General features: G+C 34.3%; 19 protein-coding genes. 15 read left to right on the forward strand and 4 right to left on the reverse strand.

All coding sequences use genetic code 11. The annotated features are described in order from the left end of the window. Nucleotides 1–25 precede the first annotated feature (25 nt). Complete coding sequence (locus F0362_RS11000; RefSeq protein WP_000034328.1) at nucleotides 26–1483, reverse strand: serine hydrolase; 1458 nt, start codon at nucleotides 1481–1483, stop codon at nucleotides 26–28. A gap of 199 nt (nucleotides 1484–1682) precedes the next feature. Between F0362_RS11000 and F0362_RS11005 the strand changes: the two genes are divergently transcribed. The 5 genes from F0362_RS11005 (at nucleotide 1683) to F0362_RS11025 (ending at nucleotide 6993) form a co-directional block, all read left to right on the forward strand. Next, nucleotides 1683–2639, forward strand: a complete 957-nt coding sequence (locus F0362_RS11005; protein ID WP_000679622.1) for a thymidylate synthase — start codon at nucleotides 1683–1685, stop codon at nucleotides 2637–2639. A gap of 19 nt (nucleotides 2640–2658) precedes the next feature. Further along, nucleotides 2659–3147 carry a dihydrofolate reductase gene (locus F0362_RS11010; protein WP_000637202.1) on the forward strand — a complete coding sequence of 163 codons (489 nt, stop codon included), beginning with the start codon at nucleotides 2659–2661 and terminating at the stop codon, nucleotides 3145–3147. Nucleotides 3148–3304: 157 nt separating this feature from the next. Continuing rightward, entirely contained in the window at nucleotides 3305–5290 is a 1986-nt protein-coding gene (gene pbpC / locus F0362_RS11015; RefSeq protein WP_001227253.1) for a penicillin-binding protein 3, read from the forward strand. 236 nt (nucleotides 5291–5526) lie between these two features. Next, nucleotides 5527–6162 carry an FMN-dependent NADH-azoreductase gene (locus tag F0362_RS11020; RefSeq protein ID WP_000170037.1) on the forward strand — a complete coding sequence of 212 codons (636 nt, stop codon included), beginning with the start codon at nucleotides 5527–5529 and terminating at the stop codon, nucleotides 6160–6162. A 111-nt stretch (nucleotides 6163–6273) separates the two neighbouring features. After that, nucleotides 6274–6993 (forward strand): lysophospholipid acyltransferase family protein, encoded by a 720-nt coding sequence (locus F0362_RS11025; protein WP_000616571.1) that lies wholly within the window; start codon nucleotides 6274–6276, stop codon nucleotides 6991–6993. A gap of 41 nt (nucleotides 6994–7034) precedes the next feature. Here F0362_RS11025 and F0362_RS11030 read toward each other — a convergent pair whose 3' ends face one another. Continuing rightward, nucleotides 7035–7691, reverse strand: coding sequence for a PAQR family membrane homeostasis protein TrhA (locus F0362_RS11030; protein ID WP_000136879.1), 657 nt, complete (start codon nucleotides 7689–7691; stop codon nucleotides 7035–7037). 213 nt (nucleotides 7692–7904) lie between these two features. Here F0362_RS11030 and F0362_RS11035 point away from each other — a divergent pair, with 213 nt between their 5' ends. The 4 genes from F0362_RS11035 (at nucleotide 7905) to F0362_RS11050 (ending at nucleotide 10465) form a co-directional block, all read left to right on the forward strand. Beyond that, complete coding sequence (locus F0362_RS11035) at nucleotides 7905–8090, forward strand: twin-arginine translocase TatA/TatE family subunit (protein WP_000492443.1); 186 nt, start codon at nucleotides 7905–7907, stop codon at nucleotides 8088–8090. Nucleotides 8091–8132: 42 nt separating this feature from the next. Further along, nucleotides 8133–8876 (forward strand): twin-arginine translocase subunit TatC, encoded by a 744-nt coding sequence (tatC, locus tag F0362_RS11040; RefSeq protein WP_000390131.1) that lies wholly within the window; start codon nucleotides 8133–8135, stop codon nucleotides 8874–8876. A 341-nt stretch (nucleotides 8877–9217) separates the two neighbouring features. After that, a complete protein-coding gene (locus F0362_RS11045; protein WP_000629011.1) occupies nucleotides 9218–9469 on the forward strand; it encodes a DUF2535 family protein in 252 nt (83 codons plus the stop codon). Nucleotides 9470–9622: 153 nt separating this feature from the next. Next, nucleotides 9623–10465 (forward strand): DegV family protein, encoded by an 843-nt coding sequence (locus F0362_RS11050; protein WP_001169476.1) that lies wholly within the window; start codon nucleotides 9623–9625, stop codon nucleotides 10463–10465. Nucleotides 10466–10800: 335 nt separating this feature from the next. Here the strand turns inward: F0362_RS11050 and F0362_RS11055 are convergent, their stop codons facing one another. After that, a complete protein-coding gene (locus F0362_RS11055; protein WP_053446420.1) occupies nucleotides 10801–11775 on the reverse strand; it encodes an MBL fold metallo-hydrolase in 975 nt (324 codons plus the stop codon). A gap of 335 nt (nucleotides 11776–12110) precedes the next feature. On the opposite strand from F0362_RS11055, the gene F0362_RS11060 reads away from it, so the two are divergent. Further along, nucleotides 12111–12698, forward strand: a complete 588-nt coding sequence (locus F0362_RS11060) for an SCO family protein (protein WP_000833349.1) — start codon at nucleotides 12111–12113, stop codon at nucleotides 12696–12698. Between the two features lie 34 nt (nucleotides 12699–12732). Here F0362_RS11060 and F0362_RS11065 read toward each other — a convergent pair whose 3' ends face one another. Next, entirely contained in the window at nucleotides 12733–13197 is a 465-nt protein-coding gene (locus F0362_RS11065; RefSeq protein WP_001288081.1) for an Hsp20/alpha crystallin family protein, read from the reverse strand. 217 nt (nucleotides 13198–13414) lie between these two features. On the opposite strand from F0362_RS11065, the gene asnB reads away from it, so the two are divergent. The 5 genes from asnB (at nucleotide 13415) to F0362_RS11090 (ending at nucleotide 18455) form a co-directional block, all read left to right on the forward strand. Then, nucleotides 13415–15316: an asparagine synthase (glutamine-hydrolyzing) gene (gene asnB, locus F0362_RS11070; RefSeq protein ID WP_000333815.1), complete on the forward strand. Its 1902-nt coding sequence runs from the start codon at nucleotides 13415–13417 to the stop codon at nucleotides 15314–15316. A 94-nt stretch (nucleotides 15317–15410) separates the two neighbouring features. Continuing rightward, on the forward strand, nucleotides 15411–15770 hold the full coding sequence (locus F0362_RS11075) for a GNAT family N-acetyltransferase (protein ID WP_000559960.1): 360 nt from the start codon (nucleotides 15411–15413) through the stop codon (nucleotides 15768–15770). A 51-nt stretch (nucleotides 15771–15821) separates the two neighbouring features. Next, entirely contained in the window at nucleotides 15822–16151 is a 330-nt protein-coding gene (locus F0362_RS11080) for a hypothetical protein (RefSeq protein ID WP_000200454.1), read from the forward strand. A 105-nt stretch (nucleotides 16152–16256) separates the two neighbouring features. Next, nucleotides 16257–17258 carry an N-acetylmuramoyl-L-alanine amidase gene (locus F0362_RS11085; protein ID WP_000779881.1) on the forward strand — a complete coding sequence of 334 codons (1002 nt, stop codon included), beginning with the start codon at nucleotides 16257–16259 and terminating at the stop codon, nucleotides 17256–17258. A gap of 234 nt (nucleotides 17259–17492) precedes the next feature. Continuing rightward, nucleotides 17493–18455 carry an ABC transporter substrate-binding protein gene (locus tag F0362_RS11090; RefSeq protein ID WP_149889758.1) on the forward strand — a complete coding sequence of 321 codons (963 nt, stop codon included), beginning with the start codon at nucleotides 17493–17495 and terminating at the stop codon, nucleotides 18453–18455. Nucleotides 18456–18658: the final 203 nt, after the last annotated feature.

An 18658-nucleotide genomic window follows, 5' to 3' on the forward strand; every position in this document is an offset into this window, starting at 1 on the left:
TCTTTATTTTTTACCATCAAAATACTTATTTAATTTTCTTAAATATAAGCGACTGAGTACTTAACGTAGCTGGCACATGTAACTGAAGGGATGGAAATTCACCACTCACACTCATTTCATAAGCGAATAATAAACTCATTTTCATTCGGAATAAGTCAACTTTTGCAGAGAAGACGTCGTAATGATGATGTGTTAATTGAATGTCCATTTCCATGAATTGCACAAATAATGAATCATCTCGCTTGTATACTTGTAATGTTCCGTATGCAGGATGTTCGAAAGTACCAGTATAATCCTCTAATTTGTGAGAAGGTGTAGTCCCTTTAATTTGCTCAGGAAGGGATTCAGTTGCTTCTTTCATCATTTCCTTCATTTTTTCAGTATCTTCTACAGCACGTTTATGCCAATCGATGCCTTCTAATTCAAGTAGCTCGTCATAAATTTGGTTAGCAAGATAAGTAGGAAGTAATGTGCCTCCAGCATTCGTTAAAATGACAAGACCTACATTTTCTTTTGGCATGAATGAAACAAGTGCCGAAAATCCATCAATATTACCGCCATGATGAATCACTTTGTTACCACGATAAGCGCTAATAAACCAACCGAGGCCGTAACTATTTAATGGAGATTCAGGGAGTGATAGAACTGGTTGATCTGGAATTGAATTGTGTGGTGTATACATTTGTTGTAATAATTCAGAGGAGATTAATTCATGATCTCCAAACTTTCCTTTGTTTAAGTGAAGAAGTACCCAATTTACCATATCTTCAATTGTAGAATTAATACACCCAGCAGCGCCAACTGTATCGATGTTACGGAATGGAACTTCTTTTATTTCACCGTCTTTTTCAATGTAAGGTAAAGCATAATCCTCTGTAATTTGTGAATCTGTAACAGAGAAGTTTGTATGCCTCATATTTAAAGGTTCTAAAATATGTTCTGTAGCGTATTGCTCCCACGTTTGATTTGTAATGTTTTCAACAATGCAGCTAATTGTCGCATACATTAAGTTGTTATATAAAAATGCTGTTCGGAACGGTGCATCAAGTGGTAAATGTTTTATTTTTTCAACGAGATCTTTTCGAGATAAGGAAGAGCTGTACCAAAGAGCATCATGACGACTCACTCCAGTGCGGTGAGAGGCTAAATCCCGTCCTGTAACTTGTGAGGTAGCAAGTAGTTCACATAAAGAGAAGTTAGGTATATAAGACTGGACAGGAGTATCCCAATTAAACTTTTTTTGCTGTGCTAACAAGCTTAATGAAAGTGTGCCAAAAGCTTTCGTTGAGGAACCGATTGCGAACCGGGTGCTCGGTGTAACAGCCTCTTTTGTTTCTATATTTCGATAGCCGAAACCTTCTGAAAGAATAACTTCACCGTCTTTTATAACAGCTACAGCAGCACCAGGAACTTTTAAATCCTTCATCATTTTTTCAACCGTAGTTTGTAACGAAGTCATAACAGGAGTTTCAATTTTAGACATAATTCTAACCTCCAAATTTAAATTTTGTCCTACCGCACTATACTTTCGGTAATAGAAAATGAAAACCTTTTTAAATATGGAAAGTTAATAATTTTGTAAGAATTACTGAAAATAATTTTTATTTATCAAGATTATTAAATTTGTTGTTTTTCATGTTATGATAAATTTCATATAAGATTGAAAGAAGGTTTTTCTACATATGAAACATGCTGAATATGAATACTTAAATTTATGCCGCCATGTAATGGAGCACGGTACGAAGAAAGAAGATCGTACAGGGACAGGAACTGTATCTGTATTTGGATATCAAATGCGTTTTGATCTGAGTAAAGGATTTCCTTTATTAACCACAAAGAGAGTACCATTTCGCCTTGTAGCAAGTGAACTACTTTGGTTTATGAAAGGTGATACAAACATTCGCTATTTATTGCAGCATAATAATAACATTTGGAATGAATGGGCATTTAAGAGCTGGGTAGAAAGTGACGAGTATACTGGGCCTGATATGACAGATTTCGGTCTTCGCTCACAACAAGATGAGGAATTTAAAGTGCAATATGATGAGCAAATGGACCTATTTAAAAAGAATGTTTTAGAAGATGATGATTTTTCGAATAAATATGGCTACTTAGGAGACGTATATGGCAAGCAATGGCGTGCTTGGAAAACGACGGCTGGTGAAACACTGGATCAACTAAAAGATGTAATTGAAATGATTAAAAAAACGCCAGATTCACGTCGCTTAATCGTTTCTGCTTGGAATCCTGAAGACGTACCGAGTATGGCATTACCGCCTTGTCATACGCTATTCCAGTTTTATGTAGCGGACGGAAAACTTTCTTGTCAGCTATATCAAAGAAGTGGCGACATCTTCCTTGGAATTCCATTTAACATCGCAAGTTATTCACTACTAACACATTTAATTGCACATGAATGTGGTCTTGAAGTAGGAGAATTTGTTCATACAATTGGAGATGCGCATATTTATACGAATCATTTTGAACAAGTAGAAAAACAATTGGCACGTGAACCACGTCCGTTCCCGAAACTTACATTAAATCCAGATGTGAGATCTGTGTTTGATTTTGAGATGGAAGATTTAACGATTGAAGGATATGATCCACACCCAGCGATTAAAGCACCGGTTGCAGTGTAATTGTAGAGGAGATGACAAGATGATTGTTTCATTTATGGTCGCAATGGACGAGAATAGAGTAATTGGTAAAGATAATAACTTACCTTGGCGTTTACCGAGTGAATTACAGTATGTAAAGAAAACAACGATGGGTCATCCACTTATTATGGGGAGAAAGAACTATGAAGCAATTGGTAGACCATTGCCTGGAAGACGTAATATTATTGTAACTCGTAATGAAGGGTATCATGTAGAAGGCTGCGAAGTAGCTCATACTGTAGAAGAAGTGTTTGAACTATGTAAAAATGAAGAAGAGATTTTTATTTTTGGCGGAGCGCAAATTTATGATCTCTTTTTACCGTATGTAGACAAGTTATATATAACAAAAATCCACCACGCATTTGAAGGAGACACATTCTTCCCAGAAATGGATATGACAAATTGGAAAGAGATTTTTGTAGAAAAAGGTTTAACGGATGAAAAAAATCCGTATACGTATTATTACCATGTATACGAGAAACAACAATAATAATAAAAATTGATGTGAGTATTCGCATCAATTTTTTTTATTTGTATTTATAAATGTAAGTTTATAGATGGTATTCAATAGTGCTATAATGAAAGGTAGCATGTGAAAAATGCTAAAATTTTCAAAAGTATTAATATAGAAAGAGGAGGAGAATCAGTTGAGAAAAATATGGGGGATTCTTTTTCTTTGCTTAACATTCATGTTAGTTGGATGTGGTAAAGAAGAAAAACCACAAGAAGCGTTTGATACATATGTGAAATCATGGAATAAACAAAAATTTGCAGATATGTACGATCAATTATCAGAAAATGCAAAAAAAGATATTTCCAAGAAAGAGTTTACTGAGAAATATGAAAAAATTTATTCTGGTATTGAAGTGAAAGACTTAAAGGTAGAAACAGGGGAAGTAAAAGAAGATAAAAAAGATGAAGGCCCTGTTCCTTTTAAAGTAAGCATGGATACAGTTGGTGGTAAAATCACTTTTGGTCATGAAGCAAAAATGGTGAAAGAAAAAGATGGAGATAAAGAATCTTGGAAAATAGATTGGACACCTGATTTCATTTTCCCTGGCATGACAAAAGATAGTAAAGTGCGTATGCAAACGACGGAGCCAAAACGTGGTGAAATATACGATCGTAATGGAAAAGGTCTTGCGACGAATGGGAAAGCTTCTGAGATCGGAATCGTTCCAGAAAAATTAGATGAAACTGCTCCGCAAACGAAAGAAGCAGTAGCTAAGTTGTTAAATATGTCTGTAGAAGAAATTGATCAAAAACTAACTGCTAAATGGGTAAAACCAGGGTATCTTGTACCAATTGGAATTTTACCTGAAGGGGCAACGCAAAATACGTATATTGATTTACCTGGTGTTGCAACAAAACCTGTAAATGTTCGTACATATCCGTTAGGGGAAGCGGCAGCTCATCTAACTGGTTATATCGGAAAGATAAATGCTGAAGATTTAAAAACGCTACAAAAGAAAGGCTACCAAGCTGATGAGCCAGTTGGTAAAGCTGGATTAGAGCAAGTATTGGAAGAAAAGCTACGCGGTAAAAAAGGTGGCCGTGTCTTTGTAGAAGATGCACAAGGAAAAGAAATTAAAAATTTAGCAAAAACAGAAGCTGTTGATGGAGAAAATGTAACTTTAACTATCGATAGTGCTGTTCAAGAAAAAACGTATAATGAAATGAAGGGCGAAGCTGGTTCAAGTGCGGCAATTAATCCGAAAAGTGGAGAAACAATTGCACTCGTAAGTAGTCCAGCATATGATCCTAATTTAATTGCACGAGGAACATCGAAAGCACAACGTGAAGCTTGGAATAATGATCCGAAAAAACCGATGACGAACCGATTTACACAATTATCGGTACCAGGTTCTGTATTTAAGCCAATTACAGCTGCAATCGGTCTTGAAACGAAAACGATTGATCCAAAAGAAGAATTGAAAATTGAAGGATTGAAATGGACAAAAGATTCTTCTTGGGGCAATTATTACGTAACACGTGTGAAAGATGCAAATCCGATTGATTTGGATAAGGCAATGAAATATTCGGATAATATTTACTTCGCACAAGAAGCTTTGAAAATCGGAAAAGATAAATTTATGAGTGAAGCGAAAAAATTCGGATTCGATGAGAAATTACCAATTGAATATGGATTCCCAGCTTCTAAAATCGCAAATGATGGTATTAAAAATGATATTCAAATGGCAGATACAGGATATGGTCAAGGACAAGTGTTAATGACTCCTCTTCATCTAGCTTTAACATATGCGCCAATTGTAAATGATGGAACAATTCCGTCACCATATATCATTAAAACAGATAAACAACCAAAAGCTTGGAAAGAAAATGTCATTTCAAAAGGAAATCAGGATATATTAAAAACTGCTATGACTAAAGTAATTAATGATCCGGATGGTACAGGGAAAATTGCTAAAATTGATGGTATGACCCTTGCTGGAAAAACAGGTACAGCGGAATTAAAAGTATCTAAAGAGGCCGAAGGAAAAGAACTAGGCTGGTTCGCTGCATTTGATTTAAATGCACCTGATATGGTCATTACAATGATGATTGAAGATGTAAAAGGTAGAGGTGGAAGTAACATTCCAGCTGAAAAAGTGAAACATATTTTTCAAAAATAAAGGTTGATGAAGGACTATCTCCATGAAATATGGAGGTAGTTTTTTATTTAGTTAACATTTTAAATGGAAATATATAATTTATAGATTACAAAACAACTTATTAACTTACGAAAAAAAAGTAGCTATTTTTTATTGACATGAAGCGAGAGATTTTGTATTATACTTACATAAGGTAAGTTATTTACTTTCGAATTATAAATCTCAAATTAAAGATAAAATTAAAGGGAGAGAATACAATGACAAAAGTACTATTTATCACAGCAAATCCAAATTCAGCAGAAGGTTCTTTCGGAATGGCAGTAGGAGAAGCTTTCATCGAAGCTTATAAAAACGAGCATCCACAAGACGAAGTTGTAACAGTTGATTTATTCAATACGACTGTACCAGCAATTGATGCAGATGTATTTGCTGCTTGGGGTAAATTTGCAGCAGGTGAAGGCTTTGAAACTTTAACAGAAGTTCAACAACAAAAAGTTGCAGCAATGAACACAAACTTAGAAACATTTATGCATGCAGATCGTTATGTATTCGTAACTCCAATGTGGAACTTTAGCTATCCACCAGTAGTAAAAGCATACTTAGATAACTTAGCAATCGCAGGTAAAACATTCAAATATACTGAAAATGGTCCAGTTGGCTTATTAGAAGGCAAAAAAGCACTTCACATTCAAGCAACAGGTGGCGTTTATTCTGAAGGAGCATACGCAGCTGTAGACTTCGGTCGTAATCACTTGAAAACAGTATTAGGATTCATCGGTGTAAATGAAACTGAATATATTGCAGTTGAAGGTATGAATGCTAATCCTGAAAAAGCACAAGAAATTAAAGAAGCAGCAATTGCTAACGCACGTGAATTAGCAAAACGTTTCTAATATAGAATACTTAAAAATGTCCAAACACTTGTTGTTTGGACATTTTTTCTTCTTTTTCCTTCGTTTGTCTAGTATAATGAAGGTCGGAATGATAATAGGTGGGGGTTCTGTATGATTCAAACGTTTTTTAAAATCTTTTATTTAATTTTAATTGTAATTGCGATTACACCGAGAATGTGGCGTCTTAAAAAACAAGTAAATACGATGTCACCGCAAGAAAAAGATAGTGCTGTGTATAAAACGACAAATTGGTTTGGTAAAAAAATGGTACGTGTTGCTGGTGGGGCAGTAGAAGTAAAAGGGCTTGAAAATGTTCCGAAAGACAAGCCGGTACTAGTTGTAAGTAATCATCAAAGTAATATGGATATTCCTGTTTTACTAGGTTACTTAAATAAACCAATTGGATTCGTTTCAAAGGCAGAGATTAAGAAGTTTCCAGTTGTACCAACTTGGATGGAACTTATGAATTGTGTATTTATGGTTCGTAATGATCGTCGTCAATCTCTTCAAGCGATTAAAGATGGAATTGAACTATTAAAGAATGGACATTCTATCGTAATTTTCCCTGAAGGAACGAGAAGTAAGGGTGGCGAAATTGGAGAGTTTAAAGCTGGTAGTTTTCACCTAGCAGTAAAATCTGGTGTAGCAATCTTACCTGTAACGTTAGATGGTACATATAAAATGTTTGAAGCGAATGGAAATCGTATGAAACGAGCTCATGCAACAGTAACGATTTCTAAGCCGATTACACCTGAAGAGTATGCGAATATGGATATTAAAGAATTAACGAAGCATACACAGGATGTTATCGCATCACAATTACATAAGTAATAAAAAAGGTTTCAGCTTTCATCAAGCTGAAACCTTTTTTATTACGCTGCAGGTAAGACGTAAAAGAGTACACAGAAGAACATCATTGCACTACCGCCTAAAACGAAGAGGTGCCAAATGGCATGGTTGAAAGGTAGCTTTTCCCAAAGGAAGAAGATTGCCCCGACTGAATATAAAATGCCACCTGCTAAAAGTAGTGAAAAACCATGTCCAGTTAGATTTTCGTAAAGTGGTTTAATAGCAACGATTATGAGCCAGCCCATAATGATGTAACATAAAGTTGATGCTTTTATAAAACGGCGTACAAAGAAAATTTTGAAGACAATACCGCCAATTGCAAGTGTCCATATAATTGCGAGTAACGTCCAACCTAAAGGTCCACGAAGTGTAATGAGTAGAAAAGGAGTATATGTGCCAGCGATTAATAAATAGATGGCTGAGTGATCTAAAATAGTAAATAATTTTTCTACTTTTGGATGGTGAATGCTATGTAGCAACGTTGAAAACAAGTACAGTAAGAACATGCTTACACCATAAACGGTAAATGCAACAACAGCAGATGCAGTACCATGTTTAGACGCATGAATAATTAATATAATTAAGGCAGGGATGCTTAAAATGGCACCGATACCATGTGTTATTGCATTTGCAATTTCTTCTTTCACAAAATGTGTCATTCGTGTCATTTTTTCAGTCATAATGCAAATCCTTTCTACTATCATAAAATAATATGTCATTTCCCTTACCATATCATACACAAGAGCAATAGAAAATGAAATTTGTATAATTGATTATATTTTTGAATTTTTTTGACAAAAGACGATGGATTTGTTGACGTTTTCAAACTTTTTTGACAAAATAAAATTATGCAATAGTAGGACAAGAAATCTACTAATAAAGGGGATGGGGAAATGTTTTCAAATATTGGCTTTCCAGGGTTAATTTTAATCTTAGTAGCTGTACTAATATTATTTGGGCCTAAAAAATTGCCGGAAATCGGAAAGGCTTTAGGGGAAACGTTAAAAGAATTCAAAAAATCAACGAAAGAATTGACTGATGACGCATTTCAAGAGAAGGAAAAGAAAGAAAAAATGTAATGGATTTTCCTCGTAATGGATAAGTAAAGTGTGGTGAACGAGATGGAAGATCGGGAAATGAGTGTAGTAGAACATATCGTTGAGCTTCGAAAACGAGTAATTTATACAGTGTTATCCTTTGTATTATTTTTAATTATTGGATTTACTTTTACGAAGGATATTTATTTTTGGCTTGTAAAAGATTTACCAATGAAATTAACTGTTCTCGGTCCAAGTGATGTATTGTGGATTTTTTTCTCGATTGCTACAGTATTTGCTATCGTTTGTACAATTCCTTTTGCTGCTATACAAATTTGGTTATTTGTAAAACCAGGTTTACATCCAAATGAACAAAAGATGACTGTAATGTATATACCGGTATTGTCTATATTATTTATTGCAGGTTTAAGTTTTGGATATTTTATTGTAATGCCGTTTTTATTTCATTTTTTAACTACGATAGGTAATGAAATGTTTAATACGATGTTTACGACAGAAAAGTATTTTCATTTTGTACTTAATTTAACAGTTCCATTTGCTGTGATTTTTGAATTACCTGTAGTGGTAATGTTTTTAACGAGTATTGGCATACTTACGGCGGAGTTTCTAATAAAAATAAGAAGGTATGCTTACGTAGCATTGATTATCATTGCCTCGTGTATATCACCGCCAGATTTTTTATCTCATAGTTTAGTTGCGGTACCGCTTATTTGTATTTATGAAATTAGTATTGCCTTATCAAAGATTGTTAGTAAGCGAAAAAAGAAAAGGGAAGAAGAAATACAGTCGAAAAGTGCCTCGTTATAAAGGCACTTTTTTAATTATTTGTTATACTATGGCTATAAACGTATACAATATAAAGAAGAAAAAAATAATAGAATCTCCAAAATTTAGACAAACTTTGCACCTTTATAAGTTTATACTGAATGTATTAAGCAATTTACGGATAACGAGATTCTCGTCTCACGTGATAATTAGGACGGGGGATGGATTAGGTGGAGATGAATAGAGAATAAATCTACTAACCATAAGGACTAAAGGGATCATCTAAGGATACTTTTGTATTCAAAGGAGTCTCCACTTTAAACAACGTGTTACAGCGTAAAGTAGAGGAAGTTCAAAATCCAATGAAAAAGAGGATTGATATTGTGATTACGAAAAGTTTTTATTTCACTCATTCAACAGGGGATTGTATTAAAATATTCGAAATCCCTGTCCTACAGGCGCAGCATCCATTATCGTTTCTAATTCAGTCTCGTCTTCAATTATTTATTGCAAAAATTCAAAAACAAAAGCACCCAAGATTTTCGTATTCTTTCCGTGAATATTTACAAAAATGTTTGAAGTGGAATGATTATTTAAATGTATATAAAACAAATACCCTTGAAAAAAACGCATAAATTAGAGCAGGACAGAGTCAGGAATACTCTGTCTTTTTATTTTAGGTATAAAAATATAATTAATTTGATGAAATTTCGTTCGAAATTGTTGAAAGCATTAGGAATGCTAGTATAATAACAAGGAGAGCGTATTGGAAAGGGAAGAAGGATAGTATGCAAAAAATTAAAATTGTAACAGATTCAACGGCAGATTTATCACAAGATGTAATCGAGAAGTATGACATTCATGTTCTACCATTATCAATCTCTGTAAATGGACAAACATATTTAGATCGCGTTGATTTACAACCTGATGAGTTTATTGAAGAAATGATTAAATCAGAGGAACTACCAAAAACATCACAACCAGCTATGGGTACATTTGTAGAAATGTATGACAAGCTAGGTGAAGATGGAAGTGAAGTACTTTCTATCCATATGACAAGTGGAATGAGTGGTACTGTTGCGACTGCAAATAGTGCTGCATCGATGACTGATACAAAAGTAACAGTTGTTGATTCACAATTTATTACACATGCTTTAGCATATCAAGTAATAGAATCTGCAAAAATGGCAAATGAAGGACGCTCACTAGAAGAAATTTTAAAACGTGTAGATGAAGTGAGAAAGAATACTCGTTTATATGTAGTGGTAGATACATTAGAAAACTTAGTGAAGGGTGGACGTATCGGTAAAGGAAAAGCGTTTATCGGTTCGCTACTTAATATAAAGCCAATTGCTAGCCTTGAAGACGGTGTTTATAACCCTGTAACGAAAGTGCGCAGTCAAGGCCAAATTGTAAAAACGTTAGCTAAGTTATTTGAGCAAGATACAGCAGGAAAAGTTGTAAAAGCTGTTGCGATTCCGCATGCAAAAGCAATTCCTTTAGCTGAAAGTATGAAAGCAGCTGTGGAAAAAGTGAGTGGATTTACTCAATCAGAAATTTTCTATACAACGCCTATTATTAGTACTCATACAGGTCCGGGGGCAATTGGATTTATGTATTTAGCAGAGTAATAAAAAAGCTACTTGAAAATATATTTCAAGTAGCTTTTTTATCCCGCATTAACGGACAGTAAGACCCTCACCTCAAAATTCAGCGAAAGCAAAGAAGTTAGGTGTGAGATCAACGGTCCGTAAATGCCCGATTGGTGAAGGCTAATAATCAGTGGGGATGATGAACAACCCCCACTGATTAAAGTTTCACTTTATGTGAATAGAAAGTAAGAAATGAGAAGGGCTATACAGGCGCTCCCGCTAATGATGTAGCGAGTCTGTAAATATTCATTCATAGAAAACACCCTTTATGATTTTCTATATTATATGATGGATATAGAAAATAAGTAGTTACATTACATTTGTAAAGTTTCGATTTTTTCTTGTACTTGTTTTTTATTTGTGTCGCTATTATAAGTAAAAGTTTGGCCTAAAAAGAGTACATGCAGTTGTTCCCACGGTAACATACGTAAATTCCAATTACTTCGAAGTTTTGTTATTGCCTCGCGAGGTGTTTCATCAGCAAGTGCAAAAGCTCCGTAATGCATTGGAATAAAATGTGTCGCGTTTAAATCTAAATAAGCTTGCACTGCTTCTTCAGGGGAAACATGAGATACTTTCATAAACCATTCTGGTTCATAAGCGCCAATTGGCATAAGAGCAATATCAATTAAAAAGCGCTTTCCAATCTCTTTGAAACCCTGGAAATAGCCGCTGTCGCCACAAAAATAAATGGTTTCCAAAGTCGTTTCATTATCAATAATCCATCCACCCCAGTGAGATGTATTCATGTCAAATAAGGATCTTCTCGTCCAGTGCTGAGCAGGTACGAAGTGAAAAGAAACTTCATTAATCGTCGTACTTTCCCACCATTTATATTCTTCTACATGCGTAAATTTCTTACGAGTAAATAATTTTTTTAATCCGATAGGTACAAGATATAGAACATCATCATTTAACTGACGAAGAGTTGAAAAATCTAAATGATCATAATGACCGTGTGAAATAAGGACTATATCAATTTTAGGTAGTTCTTGTATAGTAAGACCTGGTTCAGTAAGCCTCGGAACTAACTTTAATTTATTTGCCCATACTGGATCTGTTAATATATTAAGTCCATTCGTTTGGATAAGAAAAGTAGAATGGCCCACCCATGTGACTGTCGTTTTTTCAACATTGCTTTGCAAAAATGCATTTTGTTTAACAGGTGATTGTTCTACTAAAAAAGAAAAGTCTTTTTTGTTCAGCTTTCGTTCTTTACGCCATCTTAAAAAAGAACGAATTGATTTTTTTGTACTGACATTATCCATATTTTCATAGCGCTTTGCCATGAACATCACCTCATTTAAAATCGTTGTAGTTGTATTGTACCGAAATGTTGTTAAGGAATACAGTGTATAACATGGATTAATGTTTAATTAATTGTTAAAAAATAGGGAGAGGTATTTACAATTTTAACATTGAGCTTTGTTTTGCGAATACGATTTAGAGAAATAATAGTGAAAAAACATATTTTGTCTAGTAATTCGCTTGAAATTAAGAAGTATCATACGTAAATTCGTACGATTTCGTGAACAAATGCAGTAAACAATTTTCTCGTAGTGTTAACTTTTGTTATGATGAGCATAACCTATTTAAATTTAGGATAGAGAAAAGAGGTTTATAAATGAAGCGTTATCAAAAACTAATTGGTCTTATGGTTGTATTTTGTCTATTTGTACTCGCTGGATGTAGTGGATCAGGCTCAAAGCTTCGTAAACCATTAAATTGGGATTTAGAAACTTTCCAATTCACAAATCAAGATGGAAAACAATTTGGTACAAAAGATTTAAAAGGGAAAGTATGGGTTGCAGATTTTATGTTCACAAACTGTCAAACAGTTTGTCCGCCAATGACTGCTAATATGGCAAAATTACAGAAGATGGCAAAGGAAGAGAAGTTAGACGTTCAGTTTGTCTCGTTTAGTGTAGATCCAGATCTTGATAAACCAGAAAATCTGAAAGCTTTCATTCAAAAGTTTACAGAAGATACTAGTAATTGGAATTTATTGACGGGTTATTCGTTAGAAGATATTACAAAGTTTTCAAAAGATAATTTCCAATCACTTGTAGATAAGCCAGAGAACGGTCAAGTAATACATGGTACATCATTTTATTTAATTGATCAAAATGGAAAAGTAATGAAAAAGTATAGCGGTATTAGTAATACACCGTACGAAGATATAATACGTGATATGAAGCGATTAGTGGATTAAAAATAAGGGTGCGTAGCACCCTTATTTTTTTACATTAGTCTATAGATAAAATGTCATGCTGTTGTGGAAGTTTCGGTGCACGAATTTCTAACACACCATTTTGATAGGAAGCTTTCGCTGCTTTTTTATTAATGGAATAAGGCAATTTAATCATTCTTGCGGCTTCTGAAATAGACCGTTCTCGGCGATAATAGTTATGAGATGTTTGTTCTTCTGCCTCTTCAAGTATTTCTTCTTTTACAGAGACTTTTAAGTATTCGGTTTGTATTTCAATTTGAATTTGCTCTTTTTGTATACCCGGTAGTTCAGCGGTAACAACGAGTTCTTCATCAACTTCATATAAATCTACAGGGAATGTTAATAAACGATTTCCTTTTTGGAAAAAATGATTCAAATCAGCGATTACATTGCGAAGAGGTGTTTGCTCAAAAAAATCATCAATTTGCTTTAAATAATTGCGAACCGGTGGACGAGAAGAATCTTTTTTTTCTTCACTCATGGTATTCCCTCCTAGAAATCAATTTGCAATATCATATGACAAAAGCGGAGAAAGGTGATTGCCTAATTTTCATGTTTTCATAAAAAAATGTTAAAAATGTGAAATGGAGTGATTTTTTTATAGTTTTTGGTCGCCATATTGAGTTGATTATGCTAGTATAAATAGGGTTGATATAGTAGTATAGAAACAGAATGAAAACCGAAAGAGGGTAAGAAGTATGTGTGGTTTTGTAGGATGTTTATGTGAAAACCCTAGAGAGTTTTCAGAAACAGAAAAACATCAATTTGAAAATATGAACACGATGATTTTCCACCGCGGTCCAGATGACGAAGGATATTTTCGTGATGAACATGTACAATTTGGCTTCCGCCGTTTAAGTATCATTGACTTAGAGGCAGGACATCAGCCGCTAACTTATGAAAATGATCGATATGTAATTATTTTTAATGGTGAAATTTACAATTATGTAGAATTACGCGAAATGTTACTTGAAAAAGGTGCGACTTTCGCAACGCAATCTGATACAGAAGTTATCATTGCATTGTATGCACATATGAAAGAAAAATGTGTAGACTATCTTCGTGGTATGTTTGCATTTATGATTTGGGATCGTGAAGAAAAGAAACTTTTCGGTGCACGTGACCACTTTGGTATTAAACCATTATATATCGCGCAACAAGGTGATACTACATTCTTCGCATCTGAGAAGAAAAGTATTATGCATGTAATGGAAGACAAAGGGGTAAACCCAACGTCACTACAACATTACTTTACGTACCAATATGGTCCAGAACCAGAAACATTAACAATTGATGTTAATAAAATTGAGCCTGGTCATTATTTCGTAAAGGAAATCGGTAAAGAGATGGAAATCCATCGCTACTGGAAGCCTTATTTCAATGCTTCAAGCGCAACGAAAGAAGAGCATATCCAAGCAATTCGTGATGTATTATACGATTCAGTAAAAGTACATATGCGAAGTGATGTACCAGTAGGTTCATTCTTATCTGGTGGTATCGATTCATCTATTATCGCTTCTATCGCAAGAGAAATGAATCCGAACCTTTTAACGTTCTCTGTTGGTTTTGAACAACGTGGTTTCAGTGAAGTTGATGTTGCGAAAGAAACTGCTGAGAAATTAGGCGTTAAAAACCATAACGTATTTATTTCAGCGAAAGAATTTATGGATGAGTTCCCAAAAATTATTTGGCATATGGATGATCCTTTAGCAGATCCAGCAGCTGTACCATTGTACTTCGTTGCAAAAGAAGCACGTAAACATGTAACAGTTGTTCTTTCAGGGGAAGGCGCAGACGAGCTATTTGGTGGTTATAACATTTACCGTGAGCCAAACTCACTAAAAATGTTCTCGTACATTCCTAGCCCAGGTAAGAGCGTTCTAAAAGCATTAAGCGGTGCTCTTAAAGAAGGATTTAAAGGAAAGAGCTTCCTAGAGCGTGGATGTACGCCAATTGAGGAGCGCTACTATGGAAACGCGAAAATCTTCCGTGAAGAAGAGAAAGCGGAATTAATGAAGTTCTACAATGAAAGTGTTAACTATATGGATATCACGAAACCATTGTATAACGAGATTAAAGATTATGATGATGTAAGTAAAATGCAGTACATTGACATGTTCACGTGGTTACGTGGTGACATTTTATTAAAAGCTGATAAAATGACAATGGCAAACTCATTAGAACTTCGTGTACCGTTCTTAGATAAAGAAGTATTCGATGTTGCATCTAAAATTCCAACTGAATTAAAGATTGCTAACGGAACTACGAAAGCTATTTTACGTGAAGCAGCACGCGGAATCGTTCCAGATCACGTGTTAGATCGTAAAAAACTTGGATTCCCGGTACCAATTCGTCACTGGTTAAAAGATGAAATGCATGACTGGGCTATAAATATTATAAACGAAAGTAAAACAGATCATTTAATCGACAAACAGTATGTATTAAACTTACTGGAAGCACATTGTGCAGATAAAGGCGATTATAGCCGTAAAATTTGGACTGTACTTGCGTTTATGGTTTGGCACCAAATTTATGTTGAGCATAAATACGATACGAATAAGTTCCACGAAGAAACAAAACGTGCGTATAGCTTAGTTTAATAAGAAAAACCTTAAGACCGCATATGGTCTTAAGGTTTTTTTTCATAAATAGAACGTATTATTGATACAATAATAGTAAAAGGATGGACAACATATGATTGCGTTTGAAAAAGTAACAGTAGAAAATGAAAGCGTTGTTAAAGAAATGTTCCGCTCGCATAATGTAAGTGAGAAACAGGTGCAGTATTGCGTAAAAGTTGATGATACATATATTGGTGTAATAGATTACAGTGTTCAAGAAGAGAGTGTAGTTTTATCTCAATTAATAATTCATTTTGATTATCAAAGTTACGGATATGGAACAAATACGTATTTTACATTTGAAGAGATGATGAAACAAAGAGGTGTGAAAGAGATAAAAGTGTTACAAAAGGAATTAACAGAACAAGCAAAAACTTTCATAGAGAGCTTTGGCTTTAATGAAGAAGATGGAACATACGTGAAGAAAATATAACGATGATTAGTAATGTGCTAAAATAAATATAAGGCAGGTGGATACATGATAATGACTTCTGGTCTTGTATTAATTGGAGGATGTTTTATTTTGGCAGAACTAAGCCATAAGTTCATTCGGAAAAGAGCTAGTAAGAAAAGAAAGCCGTACGAATTACAATATGTACCTGTGTTTTTTATTTTGTTTTGCATGCTTGTTACAGTACAAAATATTACTAATTTCCCGCCACTTTTGAACATTTTTTTAAAGTTCGGTTTGTTATACAGCGGTGTTGGAATGGGTCTTTTATTTATTTTATTTTGCATACGTTATATTCACTATCAATCGTATATATTTATTTTAAATTGGTTAAAGCAAGATGATAGAAACCGCCTTACATAAGGTGGTTTTTTATTTGTAATTGTAACGGAACTTGTACATTTTACATAAAATAGGACGAGTAGCAATGTAAACCTATTACACGAAAGAAAGGAACGAGACAGTGATATGAAACTTGTAATAGACGCAGGTCACGGTGGATATGATTCTGGTGCTGTTGGTAATGGTTTAGTAGAAAAAAACTTAACACTTCAAATAGCGAGACGTGTGCGAGACATTCTATCTGCAAACTACCCAATTACTATTAAAATGACACGTGATAGTGATGTATTTATCTCTTTATCAGAACGTGCTAATATCGCTAATTCTTTTGGAGCAGATTACTTTATCTCATTTCATATAAATAGTGGCGGTGGAACTGGATTTGAAAGTTATATTTATAATGGGTTATCTAACAGTAGCTCCGCATATGCAAAGCAACAAAAAATTCATGCAGCAGTCAATCCTGTATTAACAAAATACGGCCTTCGTGACCGAGGGGCAAAAAAAGCAAATTATGCAGTACTAAGAGAGACTGCAATGGATGCAATTTTAACTGAGACTGCTTTTATTGATACAACGTTTGATGCAAATTTATTGAAAAACCCACAATTTATTGAAGATCTATGTCAAGCATATGTAAACGGAATAGCAGCTATTTTTGGAGTAGCTCCGAATCCAAATCCTCCAAATCCACAACCTCCAAACCCTCAGCCAACACCACAAACGAAGGGAATTGCTTATATACTTGGGAAAAATGTAAATTTAAGAAGTGGCCCATCAACATCATCTTCAGTAATTCGCCAATTAAACTCTCCAGAATCGTATGTCGTATATCAAGAAAGTAACGGATGGTTAGACTTAGGTAACGGACAGTGGGTGTATTATGACCCGTCTTACATTAATTTTGTAAAGACGAGCAATAGTGATGGTAGCGCAATCGGTGTCGCATATATACAAGGAACGAATGTGAATTTAAGAAGTGGTCCATCAACATCTTCTTCAGTAATTCGTAAATTAAATAAACCAGAATCTTATTTAGTATTTATTAATCAAAACAGTTGGTTGAACCTTGGTGGAAATCAGTGGGTGTATAATGATCCATCATATATTAAATATAATCAATATTAGGAAATAAATTTATAATGTAATATGAATGCGTATCTATATATAACATAGATACGCATTTTAAGAACGGCCATTATTTACATACTTATACAGATAGTTTCAAAAAGAAACATTTGAATAACGGATAGAATCTAAATAGTATATATTAAAAAAGTTCTCTGACATACATTGACAATGTATGTAATATACATTAACCTTTAGTTGTTAATGATAATCGATTTCATCTAGGGAGGACATATGTTACATACTAAAAAAATGTTTATGTTCTGCATTATGATACTTATGGTTATAATCGCAGGGTGTAGTAAAGAAGAAAAAAAAGAAAATGATCCATCAGCTAAAGCGAAAGATTCTTATACTGTAAAGCATGCAATGGGGGAAACAACAGTAAATGGTACACCTAAAAAAGTTGTTGTTTTAACAAATGAAGGTGCAGAGGCTCTTCTAGCTGTGGGAGTAACGCCAGTTGGAACTACGAAACCGCGTGCGGGTGATGAATGGTACCCTCATTTAGTGAAAGAGTTAAAAGATACGAAAGTTGTAGGAACTGAGCGTGATATTAATTTAGAGGCAGTAATGAAGCTTAAGCCGGATTTAATTATCGGGAATAAAATGCGTCATGAAAAAATATATGAACAATTGAAAGAAATCGCGCCAACTGTATACGCTGAAACATTGCGTGGAGATTGGAAGGAAAACTTTACGCTCTATACAAAGGCTGTAAATAAAGAAAAAGAAGGTCAAAAGGCAATTGAAGATTATAAAAAGCGTATTGAAGGAATGAAAGAGAAGCTAGGAGATAAATTAAGCTCTAAAGTTTCTATTATTCGCTTCGTTCCAGGTGATGTTCGTATATATCAAAAGAACTCATTCTCAGGTGTTGTTTTAAACGATATTGGATTTAAACGACCACCATTACAAGATAAAGATGAATTTGCGATAAAAGGAATTACAAAAGAACAAATTCCAAATATGGAAGGGGACTACTTATTCTATTTCACATCTGATAAAGATGGCGATAAGAAGAATGAAGGAAACACGTTAGCAAAAGAATGGACAGAAGACCCACTCTTTAAGCAGCTACAAGCCTCTAAAAATAATAAAGTATTCCAAGTAGATGAAGTAATTTGGAATACAGCAGGCGGTATTAAAGCAGCAAACCTAATGCTAGATGATATTGAAAAATATTTTCTGAAATAAAGTTGAACCAATCAGGCGATTACGGGCCGTTATCTCCCACCTAACCTTGAGGTGAGAGTTTTACTGCCCGTCAATAGCGGGATAAATGAATGGCTGAGTGCATCACTTTAAATAGGTGATGCATTTTTTATTTATATAAATACAGAAAATTCCTTTTTTTCAGTCGTTTTAAGTTGTACAATAAAATCAATCACGTAATAAAG

The sequence above is a fragment of the Bacillus sp. BS98 genome, assembly GCF_008432245.1.
Classification (GTDB): Bacteria; Bacillota; Bacilli; order Bacillales; family Bacillaceae_G; genus Bacillus_A; species Bacillus_A toyonensis.

Bases quoted from the DNA above. Each gene is read 5' to 3' on its own strand.
- F0362_RS11000 (WP_000034328.1), bottom strand. From the start codon at position 1,483: ATGTCTAAAATTGAAACTCCTGTTATGACTTCGTTACAAACTACGGTT.
- F0362_RS11005 (WP_000679622.1), top strand. From the start codon at position 1,683: ATGAAACATGCTGAATATGAATACTTAAATTTATGCCGCCATGTAATG.
- F0362_RS11010 (WP_000637202.1), top strand. From the start codon at position 2,659: ATGATTGTTTCATTTATGGTCGCAATGGACGAGAATAGAGTAATTGGT.
- F0362_RS11020 (WP_000170037.1), top strand. From the start codon at position 5,527: ATGACAAAAGTACTATTTATCACAGCAAATCCAAATTCAGCAGAAGGT.
- F0362_RS11025 (WP_000616571.1), top strand. From the start codon at position 6,274: ATGATTCAAACGTTTTTTAAAATCTTTTATTTAATTTTAATTGTAATT.
- F0362_RS11030 (WP_000136879.1), bottom strand. From the start codon at position 7,691: ATGACTGAAAAAATGACACGAATGACACATTTTGTGAAAGAAGAAATT.
- F0362_RS11035 (WP_000492443.1), top strand. From the start codon at position 7,905: ATGTTTTCAAATATTGGCTTTCCAGGGTTAATTTTAATCTTAGTAGCT.
- tatC (WP_000390131.1), top strand. From the start codon at position 8,133: ATGGAAGATCGGGAAATGAGTGTAGTAGAACATATCGTTGAGCTTCGA.
- F0362_RS11050 (WP_001169476.1), top strand. From the start codon at position 9,623: ATGCAAAAAATTAAAATTGTAACAGATTCAACGGCAGATTTATCACAA.
- F0362_RS11055 (WP_053446420.1), bottom strand. From the start codon at position 11,775: ATGGCAAAGCGCTATGAAAATATGGATAATGTCAGTACAAAAAAATCA.
- F0362_RS11060 (WP_000833349.1), top strand. From the start codon at position 12,111: ATGAAGCGTTATCAAAAACTAATTGGTCTTATGGTTGTATTTTGTCTA.
- F0362_RS11065 (WP_001288081.1), bottom strand. From the start codon at position 13,197: ATGAGTGAAGAAAAAAAAGATTCTTCTCGTCCACCGGTTCGCAATTAT.
- asnB (WP_000333815.1), top strand. From the start codon at position 13,415: ATGTGTGGTTTTGTAGGATGTTTATGTGAAAACCCTAGAGAGTTTTCA.
- F0362_RS11075 (WP_000559960.1), top strand. From the start codon at position 15,411: ATGATTGCGTTTGAAAAAGTAACAGTAGAAAATGAAAGCGTTGTTAAA.
- F0362_RS11080 (WP_000200454.1), top strand. From the start codon at position 15,822: ATGACTTCTGGTCTTGTATTAATTGGAGGATGTTTTATTTTGGCAGAA.
- F0362_RS11085 (WP_000779881.1), top strand. From the start codon at position 16,257: ATGAAACTTGTAATAGACGCAGGTCACGGTGGATATGATTCTGGTGCT.
- F0362_RS11090 (WP_149889758.1), top strand. From the start codon at position 17,493: ATGTTACATACTAAAAAAATGTTTATGTTCTGCATTATGATACTTATG.